The sequence below is a fragment of the Ruegeria sp. CG1 genome, from assembly GCF_056537265.1.
In genome coordinates, this window is the sequence record NZ_JBQFRF010000004.1 from 103,905 (window position 1) to 125,478 (window position 21,574).

Annotated in this window: 27 protein-coding genes; 13 read left to right on the top strand and 14 right to left on the bottom strand. The window is 58.1% G+C overall.

Annotated features, from left to right (window positions below; genetic code table 11):
* The first annotated feature begins 40 nt into the window (after positions 1–40).
* Positions 41–175 (top strand): aa3-type cytochrome c oxidase subunit IV, encoded by a 135-nt coding sequence (locus tag ACR0AU_RS12815; protein WP_170395707.1) that lies wholly within the window; start codon positions 41–43, stop codon positions 173–175.
* A 21-nt stretch (positions 176–196) separates the two neighbouring features.
* The gene (locus ACR0AU_RS12820; protein ID WP_170733557.1) at positions 197–829 is read left to right on the top strand and encodes a hypothetical protein; all 633 of its coding nucleotides are present in this window, start codon (positions 197–199) and stop codon (positions 827–829) included.
* Here ACR0AU_RS12820 and ACR0AU_RS12825 read toward each other — a convergent pair.
* Both ACR0AU_RS12825 and ACR0AU_RS12830 read right to left on the bottom strand, forming a co-directional pair.
* Complete coding sequence (locus tag ACR0AU_RS12825; RefSeq protein WP_170395711.1) at positions 818–1,150, bottom strand: AzlD domain-containing protein; 333 nt, start codon at positions 1,148–1,150, stop codon at positions 818–820. The genes ACR0AU_RS12820 and ACR0AU_RS12825 overlap by 12 nt on opposite strands.
* Positions 1,147–1,857: an AzlC family ABC transporter permease gene (locus ACR0AU_RS12830; protein ID WP_480795770.1), complete on the bottom strand. Its 711-nt coding sequence runs from the start codon at positions 1,855–1,857 to the stop codon at positions 1,147–1,149. The genes ACR0AU_RS12825 and ACR0AU_RS12830 overlap by 4 nt, the downstream gene beginning before the upstream one ends.
* Before the next feature lie 49 nt (positions 1,858–1,906).
* Here ACR0AU_RS12830 and ACR0AU_RS12835 point away from each other — a divergent pair, with 49 nt between their 5' ends.
* The 4 genes from ACR0AU_RS12835 to ACR0AU_RS12850 are packed head-to-tail and all read left to right on the top strand — an operon-like array spanning position 1,907 to position 5,196.
* Positions 1,907–2,797 carry a formate dehydrogenase accessory sulfurtransferase FdhD gene (locus ACR0AU_RS12835; protein ID WP_170733640.1) on the top strand — a complete coding sequence of 297 codons (891 nt, stop codon included), beginning with the start codon at positions 1,907–1,909 and terminating at the stop codon, positions 2,795–2,797.
* A complete protein-coding gene (gene mobA / locus ACR0AU_RS12840) occupies positions 2,790–3,446 on the top strand; it encodes a molybdenum cofactor guanylyltransferase MobA (protein ID WP_480795771.1) in 657 nt (218 codons plus the stop codon). The genes ACR0AU_RS12835 and mobA overlap by 8 nt, the downstream gene beginning before the upstream one ends.
* Positions 3,443–3,934, top strand: coding sequence for a molybdopterin-guanine dinucleotide biosynthesis protein B (mobB, locus tag ACR0AU_RS12845; RefSeq protein ID WP_480795772.1), 492 nt, complete (start codon positions 3,443–3,445; stop codon positions 3,932–3,934). The genes mobA and mobB overlap by 4 nt, the downstream gene beginning before the upstream one ends.
* On the top strand, positions 3,931–5,196 hold the full coding sequence (locus ACR0AU_RS12850; RefSeq protein WP_480795773.1) for a molybdenum cofactor synthesis domain-containing protein: 1,266 nt from the start codon (positions 3,931–3,933) through the stop codon (positions 5,194–5,196). Before mobB ends, ACR0AU_RS12850 begins: the two co-directional genes overlap by 4 nt.
* On the opposite strand, the gene ACR0AU_RS12855 is transcribed toward ACR0AU_RS12850, so the two are convergent.
* The 3 genes from ACR0AU_RS12855 to ACR0AU_RS12865 form a co-directional block, all read right to left on the bottom strand.
* Positions 5,193–6,185, bottom strand: coding sequence for a hypothetical protein (locus ACR0AU_RS12855; protein ID WP_170733561.1), 993 nt, complete (start codon positions 6,183–6,185; stop codon positions 5,193–5,195). The two genes, ACR0AU_RS12850 and ACR0AU_RS12855, sit on opposite strands and share 4 nt — an antisense overlap.
* A 14-nt stretch (positions 6,186–6,199) precedes the next feature.
* Positions 6,200–6,670 (bottom strand): transcription elongation factor GreA, encoded by a 471-nt coding sequence (gene greA / locus ACR0AU_RS12860; protein WP_170408364.1) that lies wholly within the window; start codon positions 6,668–6,670, stop codon positions 6,200–6,202.
* 234 nt (positions 6,671–6,904) lie between these two features.
* Positions 6,905–7,285: a VOC family protein gene (locus tag ACR0AU_RS12865; RefSeq protein ID WP_170513859.1), complete on the bottom strand. Its 381-nt coding sequence runs from the start codon at positions 7,283–7,285 to the stop codon at positions 6,905–6,907.
* A gap of 89 nt (positions 7,286–7,374) precedes the next feature.
* On the opposite strand from ACR0AU_RS12865, the gene soxR reads away from it, so the two are divergent.
* The 4 genes from soxR (at position 7,375) to ACR0AU_RS12885 (ending at position 12,238) form a co-directional block, all read left to right on the top strand.
* On the top strand, positions 7,375–7,830 hold the full coding sequence (gene soxR, locus ACR0AU_RS12870; RefSeq protein WP_170395726.1) for a redox-sensitive transcriptional activator SoxR: 456 nt from the start codon (positions 7,375–7,377) through the stop codon (positions 7,828–7,830).
* 136 nt (positions 7,831–7,966) lie between these two features.
* Positions 7,967–9,613: an electron transfer flavoprotein-ubiquinone oxidoreductase gene (locus tag ACR0AU_RS12875; protein WP_170626187.1), complete on the top strand. Its 1,647-nt coding sequence runs from the start codon at positions 7,967–7,969 to the stop codon at positions 9,611–9,613.
* Between the two features lie 104 nt (positions 9,614–9,717).
* Positions 9,718–11,430 (top strand): tetratricopeptide repeat protein, encoded by a 1,713-nt coding sequence (locus ACR0AU_RS12880; protein WP_170733562.1) that lies wholly within the window; start codon positions 9,718–9,720, stop codon positions 11,428–11,430.
* Positions 11,420–12,238: a 4-(cytidine 5'-diphospho)-2-C-methyl-D-erythritol kinase gene (locus ACR0AU_RS12885; protein ID WP_170733563.1), complete on the top strand. Its 819-nt coding sequence runs from the start codon at positions 11,420–11,422 to the stop codon at positions 12,236–12,238. The genes ACR0AU_RS12880 and ACR0AU_RS12885 overlap by 11 nt, the downstream gene beginning before the upstream one ends.
* Here ACR0AU_RS12885 and ACR0AU_RS12890 read toward each other — a convergent pair.
* On the bottom strand, positions 12,231–13,229 hold the full coding sequence (locus ACR0AU_RS12890; protein ID WP_480795774.1) for a polyprenyl synthetase family protein: 999 nt from the start codon (positions 13,227–13,229) through the stop codon (positions 12,231–12,233). The genes ACR0AU_RS12885 and ACR0AU_RS12890 overlap by 8 nt on opposite strands.
* Positions 13,230–13,285: 56 nt before the next feature.
* Here ACR0AU_RS12890 and ACR0AU_RS12895 point away from each other — a divergent pair, with 56 nt between their 5' ends.
* The 3 genes from ACR0AU_RS12895 (at position 13,286) to ACR0AU_RS12905 (ending at position 14,554) form a co-directional block, all read left to right on the top strand.
* Positions 13,286–13,501, top strand: a complete 216-nt coding sequence (locus tag ACR0AU_RS12895) for a putative signal transducing protein (protein ID WP_008755664.1) — start codon at positions 13,286–13,288, stop codon at positions 13,499–13,501.
* Entirely contained in the window at positions 13,498–14,265 is a 768-nt protein-coding gene (locus ACR0AU_RS12900; protein WP_170395736.1) for a methyltransferase, read from the top strand. Before ACR0AU_RS12895 ends, ACR0AU_RS12900 begins: the two co-directional genes overlap by 4 nt.
* A 124-nt stretch (positions 14,266–14,389) precedes the next feature.
* Complete coding sequence (locus ACR0AU_RS12905; RefSeq protein ID WP_170395738.1) at positions 14,390–14,554, top strand: YdcH family protein; 165 nt, start codon at positions 14,390–14,392, stop codon at positions 14,552–14,554.
* A gap of 4 nt (positions 14,555–14,558) precedes the next feature.
* Here ACR0AU_RS12905 and yddG read toward each other — a convergent pair whose 3' ends face one another.
* The 8 genes from yddG to ACR0AU_RS12945 all read right to left on the bottom strand — a co-directional run bounded on the left by yddG (position 14,559) and on the right by ACR0AU_RS12945 (position 21,530).
* Positions 14,559–15,425 carry an aromatic amino acid exporter YddG gene (gene yddG, locus ACR0AU_RS12910; protein ID WP_170423689.1) on the bottom strand — a complete coding sequence of 289 codons (867 nt, stop codon included), beginning with the start codon at positions 15,423–15,425 and terminating at the stop codon, positions 14,559–14,561.
* Positions 15,422–16,369: a transcriptional regulator GcvA gene (locus ACR0AU_RS12915; RefSeq protein ID WP_170513880.1), complete on the bottom strand. Its 948-nt coding sequence runs from the start codon at positions 16,367–16,369 to the stop codon at positions 15,422–15,424. Before ACR0AU_RS12915 ends, yddG begins: the two co-directional genes overlap by 4 nt.
* Positions 16,370–16,672: 303 nt before the next feature.
* Positions 16,673–17,395: an acetoacetyl-CoA reductase gene (gene phbB / locus ACR0AU_RS12920; RefSeq protein ID WP_170513883.1), complete on the bottom strand. Its 723-nt coding sequence runs from the start codon at positions 17,393–17,395 to the stop codon at positions 16,673–16,675.
* Between the two features lie 187 nt (positions 17,396–17,582).
* Positions 17,583–18,758 (bottom strand): acetyl-CoA C-acetyltransferase, encoded by a 1,176-nt coding sequence (locus ACR0AU_RS12925; RefSeq protein ID WP_480795775.1) that lies wholly within the window; start codon positions 18,756–18,758, stop codon positions 17,583–17,585.
* A gap of 194 nt (positions 18,759–18,952) precedes the next feature.
* The gene (locus ACR0AU_RS12930; protein WP_170626183.1) at positions 18,953–19,786 is read right to left on the bottom strand and encodes an EAL domain-containing protein; all 834 of its coding nucleotides are present in this window, start codon (positions 19,784–19,786) and stop codon (positions 18,953–18,955) included.
* Between the two features lie 110 nt (positions 19,787–19,896).
* Entirely contained in the window at positions 19,897–20,085 is a 189-nt protein-coding gene (locus ACR0AU_RS12935; protein WP_170395750.1) for a hypothetical protein, read from the bottom strand.
* A 90-nt stretch (positions 20,086–20,175) separates the two neighbouring features.
* Positions 20,176–21,147, bottom strand: coding sequence for a sterol desaturase family protein (locus ACR0AU_RS12940; protein ID WP_170395752.1), 972 nt, complete (start codon positions 21,145–21,147; stop codon positions 20,176–20,178).
* Positions 21,144–21,530, bottom strand: coding sequence for a hypothetical protein (locus tag ACR0AU_RS12945; protein WP_170395754.1), 387 nt, complete (start codon positions 21,528–21,530; stop codon positions 21,144–21,146). Before ACR0AU_RS12945 ends, ACR0AU_RS12940 begins: the two co-directional genes overlap by 4 nt.
* Between the last annotated feature and the right edge of the window lie 44 nt (positions 21,531–21,574).

Consider the following 21,574-nt stretch of genomic DNA (forward strand, 5'->3'; position numbering starts at 1 on the left):
ATCCAACATTTCAAATACGCGAATTGGGATTCTAATAAACATGGCTGATCACAAGCACGGCGAGATGGACATCACCGTTCAAACAAAAACCTTTGACGGTTTCATCAAATTCACCACGTGGTGCGTGGTGGCAATTGTACTCCTTTGCCTGTTCCTGGCGGTCTTTGCGGCCTAAACGGTACACGAGGCGCATCTCTTGTTCAGGATTCTGATTGCCTGCCTGCTGGCAGTGACAGTTGCGGGTTGCGCGGGATCGCAGCGCCCGCAGGCTGATCCCTCGGAAATCGTGGCTCGGTCCTATCGTGATCCGGGGCCATCGACACTGACGCTCTATACGATGATCAGCACGCGCACCGGATCGGGGGCACACACGTCGCTGATGATCAGCGGCAGCGAGCGGGTCATATTTGATCCTGCCGGATCGTTCCGGGCGGATGTGGTGCCGATCAAGAATGATGTCCTTTATGGCATCACGCCAAATGTTGAACGCGCCTATCGTAGCAGTCATGCGCGCGAGACGCATTATGCCCGTATTCAGACGATCGAAGTGACGCCACAGCAGGCCGAGAGCGCGCTGCAATTGGCCAAGCAGATGGGCCCGGTTTCGCAGGCTTTTTGTGCAAATTCGACCTCGCAATTGCTGCAACAGGTCCCGGGGTTCGAGCAAATCAAAACAACATTCTACCCGGTGAAGCTATCCGATCAGTTTGGTCAGATTCCAGGCGTTGTCACCACGGACTATCGTGAGAATGACTCGGCTGATCTTCAGCAGGGGCTGGCGGAAAACAATGCGCGCCTCAATCAGCTTGAAGCGGTCTCAACCAACTAGGTACAGCAGACCGTAAAGCGTGGCGGCCCCTGAAAAGATGGCCGCTATGACGTTCTTCGTCACAATTCCCACCGTCAACGCAACTGCCGCAGCCGCCATGCGCGGCATATCCGGTTGTCCTTCGGTGGCCGTGGGCCAGACTACCAAAGGTGCGATCAGGGCAGGCAGAATCGCCACTGCTGTGTACCTCAGGTGCCGCAGAAGCCAGGGCGGCATCGGGCGGTCGCCAACCAGCCCGATAAAGGTAAAGCGCAGAAGATAGCTGCCTATCGCCAGACCTACGATGATGATCCACATGGTTGTCGGGTCGATCTGCGTCATGACTTTTTCCGCTCTAACATCAATTCAGCCCGTGCACCTGCCATCATCCCGGCTATCCCTGCGATCAACAGTCCAAGATTGAACGGCACTGCCACGCAGAGCAGGGCGACAACAATCGCCACCAGCGCGGCTGCAACATGCGCCATGGTGCGCATCATCGGTCCGATCATGGACAAGAACGTGATCGGCAGCGCAAAATCCAGAGCCCAGCTTTCCGGAATCTGCGCCCCCAGAACAGCACCCAGATAAGTGGCGAGTATCCAAAGCGGCGTGATCGGCGTGACCGAGCCGACAAAGTACGCCATGCGCTGAGGCACGGACATATCCGGTTCTTTCTCGAATCGGACAATCGAACAGGCGTAAGACTGATCAACAATAAGATAGGCTCCAAGGGCCCGTTGCCACAGCGGAGCCGCCCCCAGATAAGGGGTCAGTGAAGCCGAATACATGGCCACCCGCAGGTTCACAGCCAGGGCCGAGATCAGAACGATAACCGTTGGTGTATTGTCCTGGAGCAATTGCAATGCGGTGAACTGAGCGGCGCCGGCAAACACCGTGGCGGAAAAGGCCATCGTCTGGATGATATCCAGCCCTGCTTCTGTGGCAAAAACACCAAACAGAAGGCCAAAGGGCATGGCGACGAAGATAAACGGCGTCCCGTCGCGAAAACCTTTCCAGAAGTACGACTTGGATGTGGCAGAGGCCATGGCTAAATCCTATGGTGACGCGAGCAGCAGTAGCCGTCTTGGGAAGGGGTTGCAATTGGCCACGGAGATCGACCTGTCAGACTACCTCATTGCGCCCGATCCGGGGGCTGCCCGCCTGACGCGCGGTGTCGAGGGTGTGGACCAGAATGGTGAGATAAGTCAGATCTCAGTGGTCGAGGAACGCCCGCTGACCATTTTCCTCAACTCACAGGAAATCGTGACGGCAATGACCATCGGCGACTATCCTGAATACCTTGCGCTCGGGTTTCTGCGTAATCAGGGGATGCTGCTTGCAGATGATGAAATTACTCGGGTCGACTATGACGACGATCTGGAAACCGTGGTCGTGCGTACCGCGCGTGAGACCTCATACGAGGACAAGCTGAAGAAGAAGACCCGCACCAGCGGTTGCGCAGTAGGCACTGTGTTCGGAGACATGATGGAGGGGCTAGAGGACGTGCGCCTGCCACCGGTCTCGGTGCGCACCTCGTGGCTGTATGAGTTGGCGTCCAAGATCAACCGCACCCCGTCTCTGTACCTTGAGGCGGGTGCCATCCATGGCACGGTGCTTTGTCATGAAAGCCACCCGTTGGTTTATATGGAAGACGTGGGCCGCCATAACGCGGTCGACAAGATCGCAGGCTGGATGCTCTCCGAGGGTGCGACTGCGTCTGACAAGATCCTCTATACGACCGGTCGTTTGACTTCGGAAATGGTGATCAAAACGGCAATGATGGGCATCCCTGTTCTCGCTTCGCGATCGGGATTCACCGCCTGGGGTGTCGAGATCGCGCGCGAGGTCGGTTTGACTCTGATCGGCCGGATGCGCGGGCAGCGGTTCGTGTGTTTGTCGGGCGAAGACCGATTGGTGCGCGATGTTGATCCGTCGAGCGTGGCGATTGAGGACAAAAAACATCGCAGGAAAAGTGCCGATGGCTGAACAGTCGCAAAAACCGCTGGGGATTATTCTGGCAGGCGGCCTCGCAACGCGAATGGGAGGCGGCGATAAAGGGCTGTTGCAGATCGGCGGGGTTAGCCTGCTGGATCGGGTGATAGACAGGCTACGCCCTCAGGTCGGCGGGCTGGCTTTGAACGCCAACGGCGATGCCGAACGGTTTGCCCGCTTGAACTTGCCGGTTGTTTCGGACTCGATCGAGGGCTTTGCAGGACCGCTGGCCGGTGTTTTGGCCGGGCTTGATTGGGCCGCTGAACAGGGCGCTCAATCTATCGTGACGGTTGCGGCGGATACTCCGTTCTTTCCGCATGATCTTGTGGCGCAACTGGTGCACGCATCCGAAGGGCAGAAATACCCCCTTGTTCTGGCAACCACCCCGCGCACGAGTGACGAGGCATTAAAATCCGGCGGCGGCAAGCGGATCAATCGGCATCCGACCTTTGGGCTCTGGCCGGTAGTATTGCGCGATGATCTGAGGGAGGCGTTGAACGCTGGATTGCGCAAGGTTGTCCTGTGGACTGACCAGCATGATGGGCGAGAGGCGCTGTTTTCGGCCCAGCCGTTTGATCCGTTCTTCAACGTCAACACTCCCGATGATCTGGCCCGCGCTGAAACCTTGTTGGAGCAGGTATGAGGGTCTACGGCGTCACCGGTTGGAAAAACGCGGGCAAAACCGGCCTAGTGGAACGGCTGGTGACTGAAATCACCGGACGTGGGTATACCGTTTCCACCGTTAAACATGCGCATCATTCCGTCGACGTCGACCAGCCGGGTACCGACAGCCAGCGGCATCGCGCGGCGGGTGCGTCCGAAGTGCTGTTGGCATCCGGCCAGCGGATCGCACTGATGCAGGAGTTGCGCGGTGCGCCCGAGCCGAAGCTGGACATCTTGCTGTCGCGGTTGTCTCCTGTCGATCTGGTGTTAATCGAAGGCTTCAAACGCGAGCGTCACTCCAAGATCGAAGCGTTTCGCGCTGAACCCGGAAATCCGCTGATCGCCACGGATGATGAGACGGTTCGCGCGGTTGCAAGTGATACGCTTTTGGAATTGGATTGCCCGGTGTTTGATCTGGATGATACGGCGGCCATTGCAGATTTCATCCTGGAAGAGGTCGGATTATGAGCACGCCGGATATCTCACCTCCGCCCTTGCGCAATGATTGTTTCGCCTTGCCTGCAGGGGTGAACTGGACACCCGTTGATGAGGCTCTGGCGCTTTTGCGAGACAGATTGTCGGTGGTAGCTGGGGTTGAAAACGTGCCCGTGATGCGGGCGGCGGGCCGAGTTCTGGCGGTGGACGTGTCGGCCAAACGATCAAACCCGCCTCAGCCCAACACCGCTGTCGATGGGTACGGATTTGCCGGTCCGGTGCCGGACGGACCCTGTGTCATGCCTTTGGTAGAGGGCCGGGCGGCTGCGGGTGTACCCTTTGACGGTGAGGTCCCAGAGGGCCATGCGATACGCATTCTTACCGGAGCTGCACTGCCAAAGGGTGTTAATACGGTCATATTGGAAGAGGATGTGACCTTTGATCAGGGGCACATTGCATTCCGAGGTCCGTTGAAACAGGGCGCGAACACGCGAAAGGCAGGCGAAGACGTGGTTGAAGGCGCGCTGACCTTGCCAATTGGGCGGCGTTTAACACCAACGGATCTGGCGCTTTTGTCGGCGGTTGGTCTGGCTGAGGTTTCCGTCCGCAAGGTTTTGCGGGTCGGAGTGCTATCGACCGGGGATGAGTTGGTCGAGCCGGGTGACAGCGCCGGACTGGGGCAGATTTATGATGCCAATCGTCCGATGCTGCTGTCACTGGCCGAGCGGATTGGATTCAAATCGGTTGATCTTGGGCGCGCCGAGGATGATCGCGCGGCGCTGAAACAGCATTTGGATCGCGCGGCTCAGCAAGTGGATGTAATCCTTACCAGTGGCGGCGCCTCCGCCGGCGATGAAGATCACGTCTCGGCTTTGTTGCGAGAGGCCGGGGCGATGCAGGAATGGCGCATCGCACTAAAACCCGGGCGGCCTATGGCGCTGGGCATGTGGGATCAGACGCCGGTGTTTGGCTTGCCGGGCAATCCGGTGGCAGCACTGGTTTGCACGTTGATCTTTGCCTGCCCGGCACTGAACCTGTTGGCGGGTGCAGGATGGCAAGAGCCGCAAGGCTTCGACGTGCCCGCCGCGTTCGAAAAGCACAAGAAACCGGGTCGTCGAGAATACCTGCGGGCGCGCATCCGTGAAGGACAGGCCGAGGTATTCCATTCGGAAGGATCTGGCCGGATCAGCGGGCTGAGCTGGGCCGAAGGCTTGGTCGAAATCGAGTACGGTGCCCGCGATATCAAGCCCGGCGATCTGGTGAGGTTCATACCCTACGGGAGTTTTGGGCTTTAATCGAACGTCCCTGCGACACGCCCCACCAGCATGAAGGCACGCGCTGTGCGGGTTTCGCTCAGGGCTGTAAGCTCGGCATCGCTGGCATTAGGTTCGAACTCGACGATCATATGGTCAAAGCGGCGCAGGAAATGGTGTGCGGCATCGCGAAAGATCGGATCCTGTTTCATCCGCGCCGCAGTCAGCGCCAGTGACGAACGGTCCCGAATGCCACCCAAGGCAGCCACCGACCGCCCGCGCGCGCCTTGGGCAAATTGCCGCCAGACTTCGGGTCGGGCCAAATCGGGGCGCAGGTCATCCATATAGATGCCTTCCTGGCTGAGAAGGGTCAGAACATCTTGTGAGGCCTGCACAAGTTTCGAGGTCTTGCGATCTTTCAATGCAAGCCGCAGCGCGTTAAATCCCTCGGCATCGCTTTGCGTCTCGGGGAAGTTTAGGGCGCGGATAAAGATGTCGGTGGGCAACGGGGGCGCAATTTCTTCCGCTGAGGTGCCAAGTTCCAACGAAGTCTGATTGGCCATGTCCGGCGCGGGCCTTTGGGTGCGCCCGGGTTCACCGCGATTGGTCGAGAATGTCGCCAGCGCGCTCTCGGTCTTTTTTGCGCTTTCGGCGATTTCATCCAGTTTCTTGCCGACCGTCGGCTCATACGTGCTGGCCGCGCGTTGTTGCTGAACGACATAGCTGTTGCGGATCGCATCGATGGCTGTCTGCAGGCGGGCGCTTTCTTCGCGCATCACTCGGCTGGCGCGCATCGCAAGGGCTGCGACCCAGATCATTGCGACCGGCATGAACACCGCCAGGAAGGTGACGATGAACCCTCCTTGTTGCCCGCCGGGCAGTACCAGAAACACGACCGACACCACCAGCCAGATCAGGCTGAGAACAACTGCTGCAATCTCGATCTCGGTGACCGAACGGTGCGCCGGACGGTCGTAGATACCCAGCGAGGTTGGTTTCTCGGGTTCTTGCTCAGGTTCAGACCCTGACATGACAAACGCTCCGGTCAGGCGTATTCGATATTCAGAACTTCATAAGAGCGCACGCCTCCGGGGGTGCGGACCTCGACACTGTCGCCTTCTTCTTTGCCAATCAGGGCGCGGGCGATGGGGGATTTGATGTTCAGAAGGCCCGCTTCGATATTGGCCTCATACTCACCCACGATCTGCCAGGTCTTTTCTTCGTCGGTATCTTCATCCACCAACGTGACCTTCGCGCCGAACTTGATAGCCCCTGACAGTTTGGCCGGATCAATGACATCTGCCAGCGACAGGATGCCTTCAAGCTCTTTGATGCGGCCTTCGATAAAGCCCTGCTTTTCGCGCGCCGAGTGGTATTCGGCGTTTTCTTTCAGGTCGCCCAGTTCGCGGGCTGAGGCAATCGCCTCGATGATCGCCGGGCGCTCGACGGATTTCAGATTCTTCAGCTCTGCCTCGAGCGCGGCATTGCCCGAAGGCGTCATGGGGATCTTTTCCATTGTCTTGTCGTCCACGCAGAAATTGTTACGCCCCGCCGCACAATAGCGTCGGGGCGAAGGATGGGTTGGCATTTACCTGACCCAAATGAGGCGTGAATTGCAAGAGGGGAGGTGTGCGTTGTCAGTAAACTCGCAACTTAGCGCCGCCGTTCCGGGGGGCGGGTGCGCCTGTGGCGCTGTCCCAACAATTCTCCACTTCGCCAACGGCTGGCTTCGTGCCCAAGCCACAGCATCTCAATCATACTGAACCACTTCGAATTCGATGCCATTGTCATCTTCGAAATAGAACCGCTTGCCTGGCTCATAGTCTGCGTGGTTGTGCGGTTCAAATCCCGCTTTGCGGACCTTTTCCTCGGTGGCGTCGATATCCTCGACCAGCACACCTACATGGTTCAAGCCGCCCACGTAATCATAGCTGCTTTCGCCTGATGGCTTGGGATCGCCGGGGGCGTAGAGTGCCAGATAGGTATGAGGGCTGCCCACATGCACCGTATAGCCACCGGCAATGGCAGGGCCTTCCCAGCGTGTTTTCCAGTCGAAGACTTTCTGCATCCACGCCGCAGATGCCTTTGGGTCGCGGACCGTGAAATTAGTATGTTCCAGCGTCGCCATCATGGGATTCTCCTTCCAATTTGAGGCTTGTCCCGACTCACTGTAATTTCTAAACCTAACTTTAGGTCAAGAGATTTCTTTGGGAGGATGTAATGGTTGTTTCGGAAGGTCTGGCGATTGGAGCATTGGCCCGGCGCACCGGGTTGGCGGTGTCGGCGATCCGATACTACGAGGCGCAAGGTTTGATATCTCCATGGCGTAACGCGGGTGGGCAGCGGCGTTATCAGCGCGCCGATATCCGACGGCTAAGCTTTGTGATGATCGCGCAGCAATTCGGTCTGACTTTGCCCGAGATCCGCGAGGTATTGTCGGGCTTGCCAGGAAACCGCACACCGACGCCTCAGGACTGGAAGAGTATCAGCGAACGGCTGCGCACGCATCTGGATCAGCGAATCGATACGCTGATGCGACTACGCGACAATCTGGATGGATGTATTGGTTGCGGCTGCCTCAGCCTGCCGAAATGCAAGCTTTACAACCCCGATGACAGGGCCAAATCCCATGGTAGCGGTCCCAGATACCTTATGGGGGACGCACCCGAAGCCTGAAGTGTCGAATAGCGGCGTTGTTACGCCGTGTTTCGATTGACCAAAGTCTTTATGACCATGTAATCAGCCGTGAAACAATATTGCGCCGACCGCATGAAGAAAGCGCCAATTCGGAAAGTTAGCTAAGGAGCCCGCGATGGCCGAGATTGAACGCGAAGCGATGGAATATGACGTGGTGATCGTGGGTGCTGGCCCTGCGGGCCTGTCTGCGGCCATCCGTCTGAAACAGCTGGATGCCGACCTGAACGTCGTGGTTCTAGAGAAGGGTTCGGAAGTGGGTGCGCATATCCTGTCGGGTGCGGTGCTGGACCCTTGTGGTCTGGATGCTCTGATCCCCGATTGGAAGGAAAAGGGTGCCCCGCTGAACGTGCCTGTGCATGAAGACAATTTCTACATGCTGGGCGAGGCTGGCAAGATCCGCATCCCCAATTTCCCGATGCCGCCGCTGATGAACAACCACGGCAACTACATCGTTTCGATGGGCAATGTCTGCCGCTGGATGGCAGAGCAGGCCGAAGAACTAGGCGTCGAAATCTTCCCCGGCATGGCCTGTTCCGAGCTGGTCTACGGTGAGAACGGTGAAGTCAAAGGCGTTGTAGCCGGTGTATTTGGTCTGGAGCCAGACGGATCCTACGGCCCCAACACCGAGCCGGGCATGGAACTGCATGGCAAATATGTCTTCCTGTCGGAAGGCGTGCGCGGCTCACTGTCCAAGGAAGTCATCGCCAAATACGACTTGTCTGCCGGTAAAGAGCCGCAGAAATACGGCGTCGGCATGAAAGAGATCTGGGAGATCGACCCGGCCAAGCACAAAGAAGGCAGCGTCACGCACACCATGGGCTGGCCGCTGGGCAGCAACGCGGGTGGCGGGTCGTTCATCTATCACCTTGAAAACAATCAGGTCTATGTCGGCTTTGTGGTTCACCTGAACTACAAAAACCCGCACCTGTACCCCTACATGGAATTCCAGCGCTTCAAGCATCACCCGATGGTGGCTGACCTGCTTAAGGGCGGCAAGCGTGTGGCTTATGGTGCCCGCGCGATCACCGAGGGTGGCTACCAGTCGATGCCGAAACTGGTCGCACCGGGTGTTGCGCTGTTGGGTTGCTCGGCGGGCATGGTCAACGTGCCGCGCATCAAGGGCAACCACAACGCGATGCTGTCGGGCAAGGCCGCGGCCGAAGCCGCCTATGATGCCATCAAGGCCGAGCGTTCGGGTGATGAGCTGACCGCTTATGAGGCCGACGTTCGCGATGGTGCAATCGGCTCGGATCTGAAGAAGGTGCGCAACGTCAAACCGCTGTGGTCGAAATACGGCCTGACCGCCAGCTTGGTACTGGGCGGTATGGACATGTGGACCAACACGCTGGGCTTCTCGCTGTTGGGCACGCTGGGCCACGGCAAGAACGACGCGGAATCGACCGAAGATGCCAGCAAGCATCAACCCATCGACTACCCGAAACCCGATGGCACACTGTCCTTTGACCGCCTGACGAACGTATCGTTTGCGGCCACCAATCACGAGGAAAGTCAGCCTTGTCATCTGAAACTGGCCGACCCGGACATCCCGGTTAAGGTCAACCTGCCCAAATTCGACGAGCCGGCACAGCGTTACTGCCCCGCAGGCGTCTATGAGATGGTCGAGGATGAAGACGGGCCGCGATTCGTGATCAACTTCCAGAACTGTGTTCACTGCAAGACCTGTGACATCAAGGATCCCAGCCAGAACATCACATGGACTACACCGCAGGGCGGCGACGGGCCGAACTACCCCAATATGTAGGCAAGAACACGAGCGTTGGCAGGGTCGTGAAGGCTCTGCCATTGCCTCTCGCCCAGCAAAGCCCTAGCTTGTCGGTCAGTCAACGACAGCAAGGCAGATTATCAGTGGTTTCCCTGGTTCGACGCGCGGCTCTGGCCGTGATCCTCAGTTCTTCAATCGCGTTTCCTGCGGTATCGGATACCGGATCGGGGTCGTATCTGGCCGGGCGTCAGGCGATTTATGAGAGCGACTATCCCGCTGCCGAGAGTTACTATGCGCAGGCGCTTCGCGCTGATCCCCAAAATCCGAAACTGCTGGAAAACGTGGTCGTCGCCCGGCTCGCCTTGGGTGAGATTGAGCGGGCCCTGACCGTCGCCGAAGTTATCGAGGAAAATGAACTGCCCAGCCAGGCCGCTCGGATGGTGATCGCCGCCAATCTGGTGGCAGATGGCAAGCTGGATGAATTTCTGGCCCGCGATCCTGAAACGCAAGGGGTTGGACCGCTGGTTGATGGCCTGATGATTGCTTGGGCTCATATGGGGCAAGGCGCCATGACCAAAGCGATGGAACAATTTGACGTTGTTACCACACAGGAAGGTCTGAAAGAATTTGCACTTTATCACAAGGCCATGGCGTTGGCGTCAGTCGGAGACTTTGAGGGGGCCGAGGCGATCCTTGCCGCAGATGATGGCCTGGTCGCCCGTTTTTCACGCCGGGCTGCGCTGGCGCGTGCCGAAGTGCTGTCGCAGCTGGATCGCAACGACGATGCGCTGGAATTTCTGGATAACGTCTTTGCCGCCGGCAGTGATCCGACCATCGAAGGTTACGTCACCCGGCTGTCTGATGGCGAAACGCTGCCCTTTACCCATGTCCGTTCTGCACAGGATGGCATGGCCGAGGTTTTCTTCACCGTTGGCGCTGCGCTGAGTGCCGAGGCCGCGCAGGATTATGTTCTGCTATATGCCCGCGTCGCGGCCTTTCTGCGGCCTGACCATATTGATGCGCTTTTGCTAAGCGCTGAGTTGTTGGATGGGCTGGAACAATATGATCTGGCGGTTGATGTCTATCGGCAGGTGCCTCCGGACAGCAGCGATTATCATGCCGCCGAGCTGGGGCGCGCCGAGGTCCTAAGTCGCTCTGACAGAAAAGAAGCTGCCGCCGAGGTCCTGCAAAACCTTGCCGCTCAAAGCCCCGATTTGCCCGGTGTGCATGTAGCCCTGGCCGACCTGCGGCGCCAGCAAGAGGATTACGCGGCAGCGGTCACCTCTTACGACAAGGCGATTGGCCTGACGGAAGAGGGTGCAGGCGGAAACTGGTTCCTGCATTATGCCCGCGGGATATCGCATGAACGTCTGAAGAACTGGGACGAGGCCGAGGCCGATTTCCGCCGCGCGCTTGAGTTGAACCCGGACCAACCACAGGTGCTGAACTATCTCGGGTATTCGCTGGTCGAGCGGCGCGAGAAATTGGACGAAGCGTTGAATATGATCGAACGCGCCGTCGCAGCGCGCCCTGACAGCGGCTATATCGTTGACAGCTTGGGCTGGGTGTTGTTCCGCCTGGGCCGGTACGACGAAGCAGTTGACCACATGGAGCGCGCCGTTGAGCTGATGCCGGTCGATCCGGTGGTAAATGACCATCTGGGCGATGTTTACTGGGCCGTAGGTCGTGGGCGTGAAGCGGAGTTCCAGTGGAAACGAGCACTGTCTTTCATTGATCCTGAAGATACCGACGGCGAAGCCGATCCTGAACGCATCCGCCGCAAGATCGAAGTCGGATTGGATGCGGTTCTGGCCGAGGAAGGCGCCGAACCCCTGAAGGTCGCCAATGAAGGCTGAGGCATTTGCCCCCGCCAAGATCAACCTGACCCTGCATGTGACCGGCCAACGCGCGGATGGCTATCATCTGCTTGATTCGTTGGTTGCCTTTGCCGATGTTGGGGATCAGTTGAGCCTCAGTTCCGGCCCCGAGCTGTCTCTGTCGGTCACGGGTGAGTTTTCGAATGGCGTACCGACCGATGATCGCAATCTGGTCTGGCAGGCCGCCGAGGCCGCAGGCTGGACCGGTCGCATTCATCTGAACAAACAACTGCCGCACGGTGGCGGTGTCGGGGGCGGCTCCTCGGATGCTGCGGCGGTATTGCGCACTGCGACGAAGGGGGGAGAGTGGCCCGATAGCGTGCCGCTGTCGCTTGGCGCGGATGTCCCAGTATGCATACATGCTGCTGCAGCGCGTATGCGCGGGATAGGTGAACAGATTGAGCCGATGGCGTTGCCGCCCCTCCCGGCGCTTTTGGTCAATCCGGGTATTGAAGTTCCCACCGGCACGGTGTTTTCCGCTTTGCACAGCAGAGACAACGCACCGATGCCTGCTGAGATCCCTGCATTCAAAACACCGGAAGACTGCGCCACGTGGTTGAGGGCTCAGCGGAATGATTTAGAGGCACCTGCAATATCTGTAGCGCCGGGCATTGCGGAGGTCATAGCGGCGTTGGAAGGCACCCGAGACGCGTTGATGGTTCGTATGTCGGGTTCAGGCTCAACCTGTTTCGCACTTTATCCAACGCTCAAAGCAGCCCATTTTGCCGCCTATGAGATCGGCGCGGCCCAACCCGGCTGGTGGCACCGCGCAACGACGCTCAGTTAAGGCGCGATACGACGTAATCGGCCAGATCGCCTAACAGGGTGCGGATTTCGTGATCCGGAAGAGGCGCCAGCGCAGCCTTGGCCTTGGCCGCCCAACCAAACGCATCCGCGCGGGTTGCATCCAGCGTGCTGTATTTGGCCATCAGCGACAAAGCGTGATCCAGATCACCCTCTTCCTGCCGCCCGCGACCAATCGTCCGTTCCCAAAACGCGTGTTCCTCGGCAGTTGCCTGAGCCACGGCTTTGATCACTGGCAGGGTCAATTTGCGTTCACGGAAGTCGTCGCCGACGTTTTTGCCTGTGGCCGCACTATCGCCTTGATAATCCAGAAGATCATCAGCGATCTGGAACGCGATTCCAAGCGCATCGCCATAGTGATACAGCGCCTTGACCTGCGCCTCGGTCGCGCCTGCGATCACACCACCCACTTCGGTTGCGGCAGAAAACAGCGCCGCTGTCTTGCCGCGCACAACCTGCAGGTAGACACTTTCATCCGTGCCCAGATCGGTGGCCGCTGTCATCTGCAGCACCTCGCCTTCGGCAATTGTGGCCGACGCATTTGCAAGGATATCCAGAACCCGCAACGAACCGGTTTCGACCATCAACTGAAAGCTGCGGGAAAACAGGTAATCTCCAACCAGAACACTGGATTTATTGTCCCATAGCAGGTTTGCCGTGGGTCGCCCGCGCCGCTGCCTGCTTTCATCGACGACATCGTCATGCAGCAGGGTTGCGGTATGAATGAACTCGACCGTTGCAGCCAGCTTGACGTGATGGTCGCCTGAATAGCCGAACAGCTGCGCCGCCGCCAGGGTCAGCATCGGGCGCAGACGCTTACCGCCCGCCTCGACCAGGTGCGCGGTCACTTCGGGAATGCGCGGGGCATGTTCCGATGCCATACGCGTCCGAATCAGCGTATTTACTGCTGCCATTTCGCCCGCAAGCATCTCTGCCAGACGCTCATGCGGTTTCGAGATCGTGCTGACGTTCATCACTCTCCTGATACAAGGCTCGACATCCCTGTCACCTTGCCCTTACATCCATCCCCATGAAAGAACTATTGCGCAGCACCGATCCGACAATCCTAGCCTTTGCAACGGCTCTCCTTGAGGGCGAGGATATAGACTGCTTTCAGATGGACGTAAATATGAGCATCCTAGAAGGCGGCATCGGAATCTTTCCCCGTCGCCTGATGGTGCGGGCAGATGATCTGACCCGCGCCGAACGGGTCATGCGCGATAACGAGATCCCGCTGGGGCGATGAGCAGCTTTTCCGACAGTGATCTGACCTGCAATGATTTTCTGGGCGGGCGTGTGCGTCTGTGGCAGCCGCGCTCAGGATATCGTGCAGGGGTCGATCCGGTCTTACTGGCGGCATCGGTCCCGGCACAAGCTGGCCAGTCGGTGCTGGAATTGGGCTGCGGGGCAGGGGCTGCTATTCAGTGCCTAATGGCGCGAGTGCCGCACCTGAAGGCAACTGGGGTTGAACTGCAGGCTGGCTATGCAGATCTGGCCCGCCGCAATTCGGAACAAAACGCAGCGATCACCGTGGTTGAGGCGGATTTGAACGCACTACCGAATGATCTGCGACAAGAACAGTTCGATCATGTGATCGCCAATCCGCCCTACTACCGGGCAGGCGCGCATAGCCCTGCCACCGACGCGGGTCGGCAGATCGCACTGGGTGAAGACACGCCGCTTGAGGACTGGATCAATGTCGCCGCCCGACGTCTGGCGCCGCGCGGTTATCTTCACATGATCCAGAGGGCAGACCGGCTGCCCGATATGCTTGCGGGGTGCGCGGGCCGCTTGGGCTCGATTCAGGTGCTACCTCTGGCCCCCCGTGTGGATCGCGGGGCTGAGCTAGTGGTTTTGCGCGCCAGAAAGGGCGGACGCGCCGCATTTCGGCTGCACGCTCCGCTGATTCTGCACCTCGGTGAACAGCACGTAGAAGACGGTGAAAGCTATACTCCTGTGGTTTCGGCGGTGTTGCGCGATGCGGCGGATTTGACCGGGCACTTTGCCTGATCGGCAATGACCAGCCGAATTTGTCGGATTTATTATAGATTTCGTGCGTCTGCAGCGTGACAGGCTGGAAATGATGTGATCAACTTCTTACGTGACACTTACAAACCAGAGAAGGAGGACCGCCATGAGCGTGAGCGCACATCTGACGGAGTTGAAGAAAAAACACGAAATTCTCGGTCTTGAAGTGGAAGAAGCGCAACGCTCACCTGGTATTGACGATCTCCATATCGCACAGCTGAAGAAGCAAAAGCTGAAGCTAAAAGAAGAGATCGAGCGCCTGTCGACCTAAGGTTCTAGGCCTTCAGGCTGGCGCGGGCCGCGATGGCAGCGCCACCGGTGACAAACAAGGCCGCGATCGCCAGGCCCCAGGACGGGGCGGCGATCCCGGCCAGAACCAACACAAGCGTCGATAGCAAAGGTGCCGCGTATGAGGCGGTGCCCAGTATTTGAATGTCCCCGCGCTTGACGCCGATATCCCAGACATAGAACGCCAGCCCAACCGGTCCCAGGCCAAGTGCAAAGGTCGAGGCCCAGCCAAATGTGCCTTGCGGCCAGATCGTTTCTTCCACCGTGAAATGCAAGGCCCATGAGGCGATCGCCGTCAAAATGCAGAACACCGCGACCGAACTTGTCGGCACATCACCCAGCCGTCGCGATAGAACCGAGTAGCTGGACCATGTAAGCGCGCACAGCAAGGCCAGCCCGTAGCCGGGCAGATGCTGGACCTGAAACCCTGCGCTGCCACCACCCGTGATGATGACGGCGGCTCCAGCAAAGCCAAGGCAGGCTCCGATAAGGTGACCAGGTTTCAGATGTTCTCCGGGCAGCAGACCTGACAGAAGAACGATCAGCAAAGGCCAGAGATAAGCGATAAGCCCAGCCTCGGCTGCAGGGGCCATGCGAAGGGCTGAAAAGTACAGCGCGTGGTAGCCAAAAAGGCCAATTGATCCAAGCAGGTATGTCGTCCACGCGACCCGGCGCAGTTGAACCAGCCCGCCGCTGGCGAATGTCCAAATCAGACCCAGCGTACCGCCGATGGTAAAACAGATCGCGTTCAACAACAAAGGCGGCGTCGGGGCCGAACCCACAGTGAACAGCGCCAGCAGAGACCACAGCAAAACGGCGACAAAACCAATCGCGGTCGCGCCCATTCTGCTCATTCACCAGCTACCTTCTCAACAGGGATGATTTCAAACTCATCCGATATATGCGCGGTCTTTTCAATCTCGGAAATGAACCAGTCGCGGAACGCTGCGATCTGCGGTCGCTTCTCTGCCCCTTGCAGGCAGAGGAAACGAAATCGCCCGGCGGTCTCCAGTGCCACTTTGAACGGCGCGACCAGTCGCCCTTCGGTCAGGTCTTTCAGGATCATGGCGCGCCGCCCCAGAACCACGCCCACCCCGGCCACGGCAGCGTCGATGGCGTGATCGGCGTTCGAAAAATGCGCCCCATGGGTCGGAGTGAAATCCAATCCAACCGCACGGAACCACGCGGGCCAGTCGCAACGCGGCTTGAGGAAACTGATCGAATCGTCGTGGATCAGGGGGGCGTCGCGCAACGACGCAGGCGTGGGGAATTGTTCGGCCAGCTCCGGGGTCATAACCGGTGTCAGCCACTCCTTGCGGACGGGAACCGAATAGAGCCCCTCATCCGGCCCATAGCCAAAGCGGATCGCCACGTCCACGTCATCGCGTTCAAGGTCCATGTTGCGCAGAGTGGCCGAGAATTTCAGGTCAATCCCCGGATTTGCACGGGCGAACTCATAAAGGCGCGGAGCCAGCCATTTTGCTGTCAGGGCAGGGCCTGCTGTAACCGTGAGGCTTGTTTCATCCTGCAGCCTCCGCGTCGCTTGCCACGCGGCTTGCAGGGCGGCAAAGCCATCTGCTGTTCCGGGTGCCAATGTGCGCCCAGCTTCGGTCAGCTCGACGGCGCGATTGAGCCGGCGAAACACGGGGTGGCCCAGATGCTCTTCTAACGACTTAATTTGAAAGGACAGGGCCGCAGGTGTCACATTCAGCTCCTCCGCCGCCTTGGCAAACGACATATGTCGTGCGGCGGCATCGAAGGCGCGCAAAGCAGTCAGCGGAGGCAGGCGGTCGGTCATGACGGTTAAGTTTTTCTGAACTGAAGGATCGAAAACTCTCGTTTGTGCAATTTAAAATCAAAGGCCATGTTAATGGCAAGACAAAACCAACTTGATTGAGAAGGGTTCAGCATGATCGAGATGACAACAAACCCAGCCATTCAGAACGCCATTCACCGCGCGCATGAAGAGCGCGGCAAGGCGGTTGTAGGATTCTGGTCCTGGCTATTCGGTTCCCGCTGATCGCAGCGCGCGTGATCTTACGGGATAAAAGAAGGGCCGGTCCTTGATGGACCGGCCCGTTTTCATTCTCAGGTCGTCGGTTTAGACGAAGAACTGTGCACCGTTTGCGGAAATGGTCGAGCCGTTGATGAACTGCGAATCGTCCGATGCCAGGAAGGCGACGCAACGCGCGATTTCTTCCGGTTCACCCAGACGACCAGCCGGGATTTGGCCGATGATCGATTCGCGTACTTTTTCCGGCACCGCCATAACCATTTCGGTCGCGATATAACCGGGGCAGATCGCGTTGGCCGTGATACCGGCCCGCGCACCTTCCTGCGCCAGAGATTTCACGATGCCCAGATCGCCCGCTTTGGTTGCGGCATAGTTGACCTGCGCAAACTGGCCTTTCTGACCGTTGATCGAGCTGATCACGATGATACGACCAAATTTACGCTCGCGCATACCCGGCCATACCGGGTGCACGGTGTTGAAAACACCAGTCAGATTGGTGTCGATGACCTGATGCCACTGTTCAGGTGTCATCTTGTGGAACGGTGCGTCGCGGGTGATACCGGCGTTGGCGACCACGATGTCGATCGGGCCAACCTCGGTCTCGACTTTTTCGATGCCCGCTTTGGATTCGTCGTAATCCGCAACATTCCATTTATAAGTTTTGATACCGGTTTCGTCGGTGAACTTTGCGGCGGCTTCGTCATTGCCTGCATAAGTGGCGGCAACATTGTATCCTTCGGCCTTCAGCGCCTTGGAAATTGCTGCGCCGATGCCGCGGGAACCGCCGGTTACGAGTGCTGTACGTGCCATTTAGGACTCCTCCAAATTTAGTCGTCTTGGTAATTCTGTTACTCTGAGCGTTAAGGATGCGCAATATCGTTTCGTGATCGATCTTGTCTTTCTGTCCGGCGATATTGTCGCATCTATGGGGTATGATCCGATTGTAACAAAAAAGGGCGCCCAGTGGACGCCCTTTTGTATTTAGTTTTCAGCGCACTTAGTCACGCTCCACACACAGGGCGACACCCATGCCGCCGCCGATGCAGAGGGTCGCGAGACCTTTCTTGGCATCCCGGCGCTTCATTTCGAACAGCAGGGTGTTCAGAACCCGGCAGCCGGACGCGCCGATTGGGTGTCCGATGGCAATTGCACCACCGTTGACGTTTACGATCGACGGATCCCAACCCATGTCTTTGTTTACAGCGCAGGCTTGCGCTGCGAAGGCTTCGTTGGCTTCGACCAGATCCAGATCACCGACCGACCATCCAGCTTTCTCCAGCGCCTTGCGCGAAGCGTAGACCGGGCCAACGCCCATGATCGACGGGTCAAGTCCGGCGGTCGCGTAGGATGCAATTCGGGCCAAGGGCTCAATCCCACGCTTTTCGGCATTCTCAGCCGACATCAGCAGGGTGGCAGCGGCACCGTCATTCAGGCCCGAAGCGTTTGCGGCCGTGACAGAACCGTCCTTGGCGAAGGCGGGGCGCAGTTTGCCCATGGCTTCGATTGTCGCGCCGTGGCGGATGTATTCGTCCTTGTCCATCACGATGTCGCCCTTGCGGGTCTTGATGGTGAAGGGCACGATTTCGTCAGCGAACTTGCCAGCGTTTTGGGCGGCTTCGGCTTTGTTTTGCGAGGCGACCGCAAATTCATCCTGCATATCGCGGCTGATCTGCCATTTCTCGGCGACGTTCTCAGCCGTTTGACCCATGTGATAGCCGTTGAAGGCATCCCACAGACCATCGCGGATCATCGTGTCGATGTATTTCATGTCACCCATCTTATGACCGGCGCGCAGGGCGGCGGCATGGGGCGAAAGGGTCATGTTTTCTTGTCCACCAGCCGCAACGATGTCGGCATCGCCCAATTGGATATGCTGTGCACCCAGAGCAACAGCACGCAGACCCGAACCGCAGACCTGGTTGATGCCCCAAGCCGCGCTTTCCTGCGGCAGGCCGGCATTTATGTGCGCCTGGCGCGCTGGGTTCTGACCTTGGGCGGCAGTCAGGACCTGGCCCATGATGGTTTCGCTTACTTCGCCCTTGTCGATCCCGGCACGTTCGACAACTGCTTCAAGGACGGCAGCGCCCAGATCATGTGCGGGGGTGTTCGCAAACGAACCGCTAAAGCTACCGACGCCCGTACGTGCGGCGGATGCGATTACTACGTTGGTCATAAAGTCAATCCTTTACCGTCATGGTCCTGTGGGAAATCTGACGGCGCGGTGTGAGGAGAAGTCTTCTCCGGGTGCAAGAGCGCCTCGTGATCCCCCGCTCAAGCATCTTCTGCAATAGCGCAATGCTGCATCTGCAGCAACGGACAGCTTGTCTCAGAGTGAGCCTTGGCGGTGTTCCGCGCGACCAGCTGCTATCAACTGCCCGTTTTTGCAGCTTTTTCCGAGCTCCAGGGCGGAGTGACTGAAGGCGCTCCATACAGAAAGCCCTGCAGACAATCGACACCGTTTGCGATCAGGAAATGAGCATCTTCGTCACTTTCGACCGATTCGGCGGTGACAAGAATTTCGAATTCCCGCGCAACTGCAATCAGTGCGCGCACCAGCGATTGATTGTCGGGATTGCTGCTGATGCCCCTGATGAACTGCCCATCGATCTTGGCGGCATCGAACAGAAATTCACGAAAGTGGCGAAAGCCAAAGTTACTGGCCCCAAAATCATCCAGCGCAAAGGCGATACCGCGGGCTTGTTGGCGATCCATGAAATCCACCACCAGTTCGGGCACCTGCATCGCCGAAGATTCTGAGATTTCCAGAATCAACCTTTCGCCCAAGCTTGCGTCTTTTTTCAGAAACCTATCCAGCACACGCGACCAGTTGGAATAACCGATGGACCGCGCGGACATGTTGATCGACAGGCGGATGCCAGGGTTGCGGATCAGAGTGCGCAGCCCCATTTCAAGCGCGACGCAATCAAGGTCCCGGCCAATTGGCGTGTTCTCAACCTGTGGCATGAACTCGCGCGCGGGGATGACGCGGCCGGTTTCATCCAATACACGGATGAACCCTTCGTAGAACGCGATTCCCTGAGGAGGATGTGCTTGAACGACAGGCTGGAACGCCAGCCTGCATTGTCTATGCTTTACGGCTTCGGTCGCCATCTGTACCACCGATCGATCCCGTGAAGTGACGGCGGCGCTCAAAGGGTCGTCCGATCCCTCAGGCAGGTCTGCGCGTTTCCTGTTTCCCATGACGTACCGTTCCCCTGATCCCGATGATTTTGGCCGGGGCCAGTTTCAGGGAAGACAGGTAAAACCGGGGTTAACGCTCAAAATTTTATCGCAGGTGGTGGGGCGGAAGATCAGTGTGTTGATTGCCATGCATGACGCAGCGAAGCAGCTGCACCGATAAGCGCTCCTAAAAGTCCCAGCGCGGCCATGACAAATCCCAGCCCCAATAGCGCGGGCATTGCTCCGTTGAGTGCGGCTGTCATTGTGATGACGAGGCCCAGCAAACCTGTGATCGTAGAAATTCTCATCAGCTTTGACATGCGGGCCTCCGGAAATGCACTCTTAAAACATCTCAGGGGATATGGAGCGCTTGTGCCAAATTTCAAGCAAAGAAAAGGTCTTTTTGAGACCTAGGCCCGCTTGGCTGTGGAAGCAGGTGATTTGGTGCCGAACTGCTCGAATCCCGGTGTGCCGTGATCTTGCGGATGGCGGACAAGGTGCTTGGCCTTGATCTGTTGGGAATTGTCGCGGCTGCCATCGTGGCTATAGCCCGGAGGGGCAAAACAATAAGCCAGACGTTGGCGCAAGGTCAGGCCCGGTTGGGTGGCGTCCCGCCAGATTCCAACCCATTCATGAAACGCCACGCGCAGCGGATTGAACGTGCCGATATTGTGGACAAGCCCATAGTCGACCTTGTCATCTTCTTGCTCGGGGACAAATGTGCCGAACATCTTGTCCCAGATGATAAAGACACCCGCATAGTTGCAATCAAGATATCGCGCATTTCGCCCATGATGGGCGCGGTGGTGACTGGGCGTATTCATGACGGCTTCGAACCAGCGCGGCATTTTGCCGATCGCTTCGGTATGGATCCAGAATTGGTAGATCAGGTTCAGACCTCCGACGAACAGCACCATCGCCGGGTGAAAGCCTAGTAAGATTAGCGGAGCACGTACCACCATCATAAAGGTGAATGTATAGGTCCAGGTCTGCCGCAGCGCCGTTGTCAGGTTGTAATGCTGTGAGCTGTGGTGGTTCACATGACTGGCCCAGACCCAGCGAATGCGGTGCCCAAAGCGGTGCACCCAGTAATACCGCAGATCGTCCAGTACAAAGCACAAGATGATGACCGGGATCGAGGTCCCTAGGTTGAGCGGTGTTATCTGCCACAGCCACATGAAAAACGCATATGCGATGAAGCCCAGCAAAAAGCCCGAGGCGATATTGCCTGCCCCCATGATCAGCGAGGTCAAGGCATCGCGGGTTTCGTACCTACCGCCCCGGCCTTTGATCGCGATCCAAAGGAATTCGGCCAGAATGGCCGCGATGAAGAAGGGCACGGCCCATTGCACCGCGTCGGGAAAGCTCACGTGATCGGTCATGCGGGATCCATCAGATATTGCCAGTGCTGGCGTTCGGTCTCATCAAGGTGGACGATGACCCGAGGAGTGCTGAAATCGTGGAACAGGACTTCAAAGCCTTCGGGATGATCCAGCCAATCGAAATCCCGTAAATGGCGGGCCACGGTATCGGCACCAAAGGACCACAGCAGACCGGCTCCGGTTTCGGTTCGGATAAGGGCGGCGTGACTATCATGGGCAACGGTTACGTCAATGATTGAATCATCTGGAAAGTGACGCAGCCACTGTTCCTGTGCTGTCTTGGGTGTCAGCACTTGCAGGCGTGATTTGCCCGTCAGATGCAGCAGCAAGGCGACCCCGGCAATGCCGCCGACGACGAGGATCAATAGTATTTCCAGCGGCATTCCATCCTCCTGCAGATAACCTGCAAGCGGGCGATTTGTCTGTC

Excerpts from the sequence above, each read along its gene's own strand:
- ACR0AU_RS12815 (WP_170395707.1), top strand. The coding sequence starts at position 41 with ATGGCTGATCACAAGCACGGCGAGATGGACATCACCGTTCAAACAAAA.
- ACR0AU_RS12825 (WP_170395711.1), bottom strand. The coding sequence starts at position 1,150 with ATGACGCAGATCGACCCGACAACCATGTGGATCATCATCGTAGGTCTG.
- ACR0AU_RS12830 (WP_480795770.1), bottom strand. The coding sequence starts at position 1,857 with ATGGCCTCTGCCACATCCAAGTCGTACTTCTGGAAAGGTTTTCGCGAC.
- mobA (WP_480795771.1), top strand. The coding sequence starts at position 2,790 with ATGGCTGAACAGTCGCAAAAACCGCTGGGGATTATTCTGGCAGGCGGC.
- mobB (WP_480795772.1), top strand. The coding sequence starts at position 3,443 with ATGAGGGTCTACGGCGTCACCGGTTGGAAAAACGCGGGCAAAACCGGC.
- ACR0AU_RS12850 (WP_480795773.1), top strand. The coding sequence starts at position 3,931 with ATGAGCACGCCGGATATCTCACCTCCGCCCTTGCGCAATGATTGTTTC.
- ACR0AU_RS12855 (WP_170733561.1), bottom strand. The coding sequence starts at position 6,185 with ATGTCAGGGTCTGAACCTGAGCAAGAACCCGAGAAACCAACCTCGCTG.
- greA (WP_170408364.1), bottom strand. The coding sequence starts at position 6,670 with ATGGAAAAGATCCCCATGACGCCTTCGGGCAATGCCGCGCTCGAGGCA.
- ACR0AU_RS12865 (WP_170513859.1), bottom strand. The coding sequence starts at position 7,285 with ATGATGGCGACGCTGGAACATACTAATTTCACGGTCCGCGACCCAAAG.
- soxR (WP_170395726.1), top strand. The coding sequence starts at position 7,375 with ATGGTTGTTTCGGAAGGTCTGGCGATTGGAGCATTGGCCCGGCGCACC.
- ACR0AU_RS12875 (WP_170626187.1), top strand. The coding sequence starts at position 7,967 with ATGGCCGAGATTGAACGCGAAGCGATGGAATATGACGTGGTGATCGTG.
- ACR0AU_RS12885 (WP_170733563.1), top strand. The coding sequence starts at position 11,420 with ATGAAGGCTGAGGCATTTGCCCCCGCCAAGATCAACCTGACCCTGCAT.
- ACR0AU_RS12890 (WP_480795774.1), bottom strand. The coding sequence starts at position 13,229 with ATGAACGTCAGCACGATCTCGAAACCGCATGAGCGTCTGGCAGAGATG.
- ACR0AU_RS12895 (WP_008755664.1), top strand. The coding sequence starts at position 13,286 with ATGAAAGAACTATTGCGCAGCACCGATCCGACAATCCTAGCCTTTGCA.
- ACR0AU_RS12900 (WP_170395736.1), top strand. The coding sequence starts at position 13,498 with ATGAGCAGCTTTTCCGACAGTGATCTGACCTGCAATGATTTTCTGGGC.
- ACR0AU_RS12905 (WP_170395738.1), top strand. The coding sequence starts at position 14,390 with ATGAGCGTGAGCGCACATCTGACGGAGTTGAAGAAAAAACACGAAATT.
- yddG (WP_170423689.1), bottom strand. The coding sequence starts at position 15,425 with ATGAGCAGAATGGGCGCGACCGCGATTGGTTTTGTCGCCGTTTTGCTG.
- ACR0AU_RS12915 (WP_170513880.1), bottom strand. The coding sequence starts at position 16,369 with ATGACCGACCGCCTGCCTCCGCTGACTGCTTTGCGCGCCTTCGATGCC.
- phbB (WP_170513883.1), bottom strand. The coding sequence starts at position 17,395 with ATGGCACGTACAGCACTCGTAACCGGCGGTTCCCGCGGCATCGGCGCA.
- ACR0AU_RS12925 (WP_480795775.1), bottom strand. The coding sequence starts at position 18,758 with ATGACCAACGTAGTAATCGCATCCGCCGCACGTACGGGCGTCGGTAGC.
- ACR0AU_RS12930 (WP_170626183.1), bottom strand. The coding sequence starts at position 19,786 with ATGGGAAACAGGAAACGCGCAGACCTGCCTGAGGGATCGGACGACCCT.
- ACR0AU_RS12935 (WP_170395750.1), bottom strand. The coding sequence starts at position 20,085 with ATGTCAAAGCTGATGAGAATTTCTACGATCACAGGTTTGCTGGGCCTC.
- ACR0AU_RS12940 (WP_170395752.1), bottom strand. The coding sequence starts at position 21,147 with ATGACCGATCACGTGAGCTTTCCCGACGCGGTGCAATGGGCCGTGCCC.
- ACR0AU_RS12945 (WP_170395754.1), bottom strand. The coding sequence starts at position 21,530 with ATGCCGCTGGAAATACTATTGATCCTCGTCGTCGGCGGCATTGCCGGG.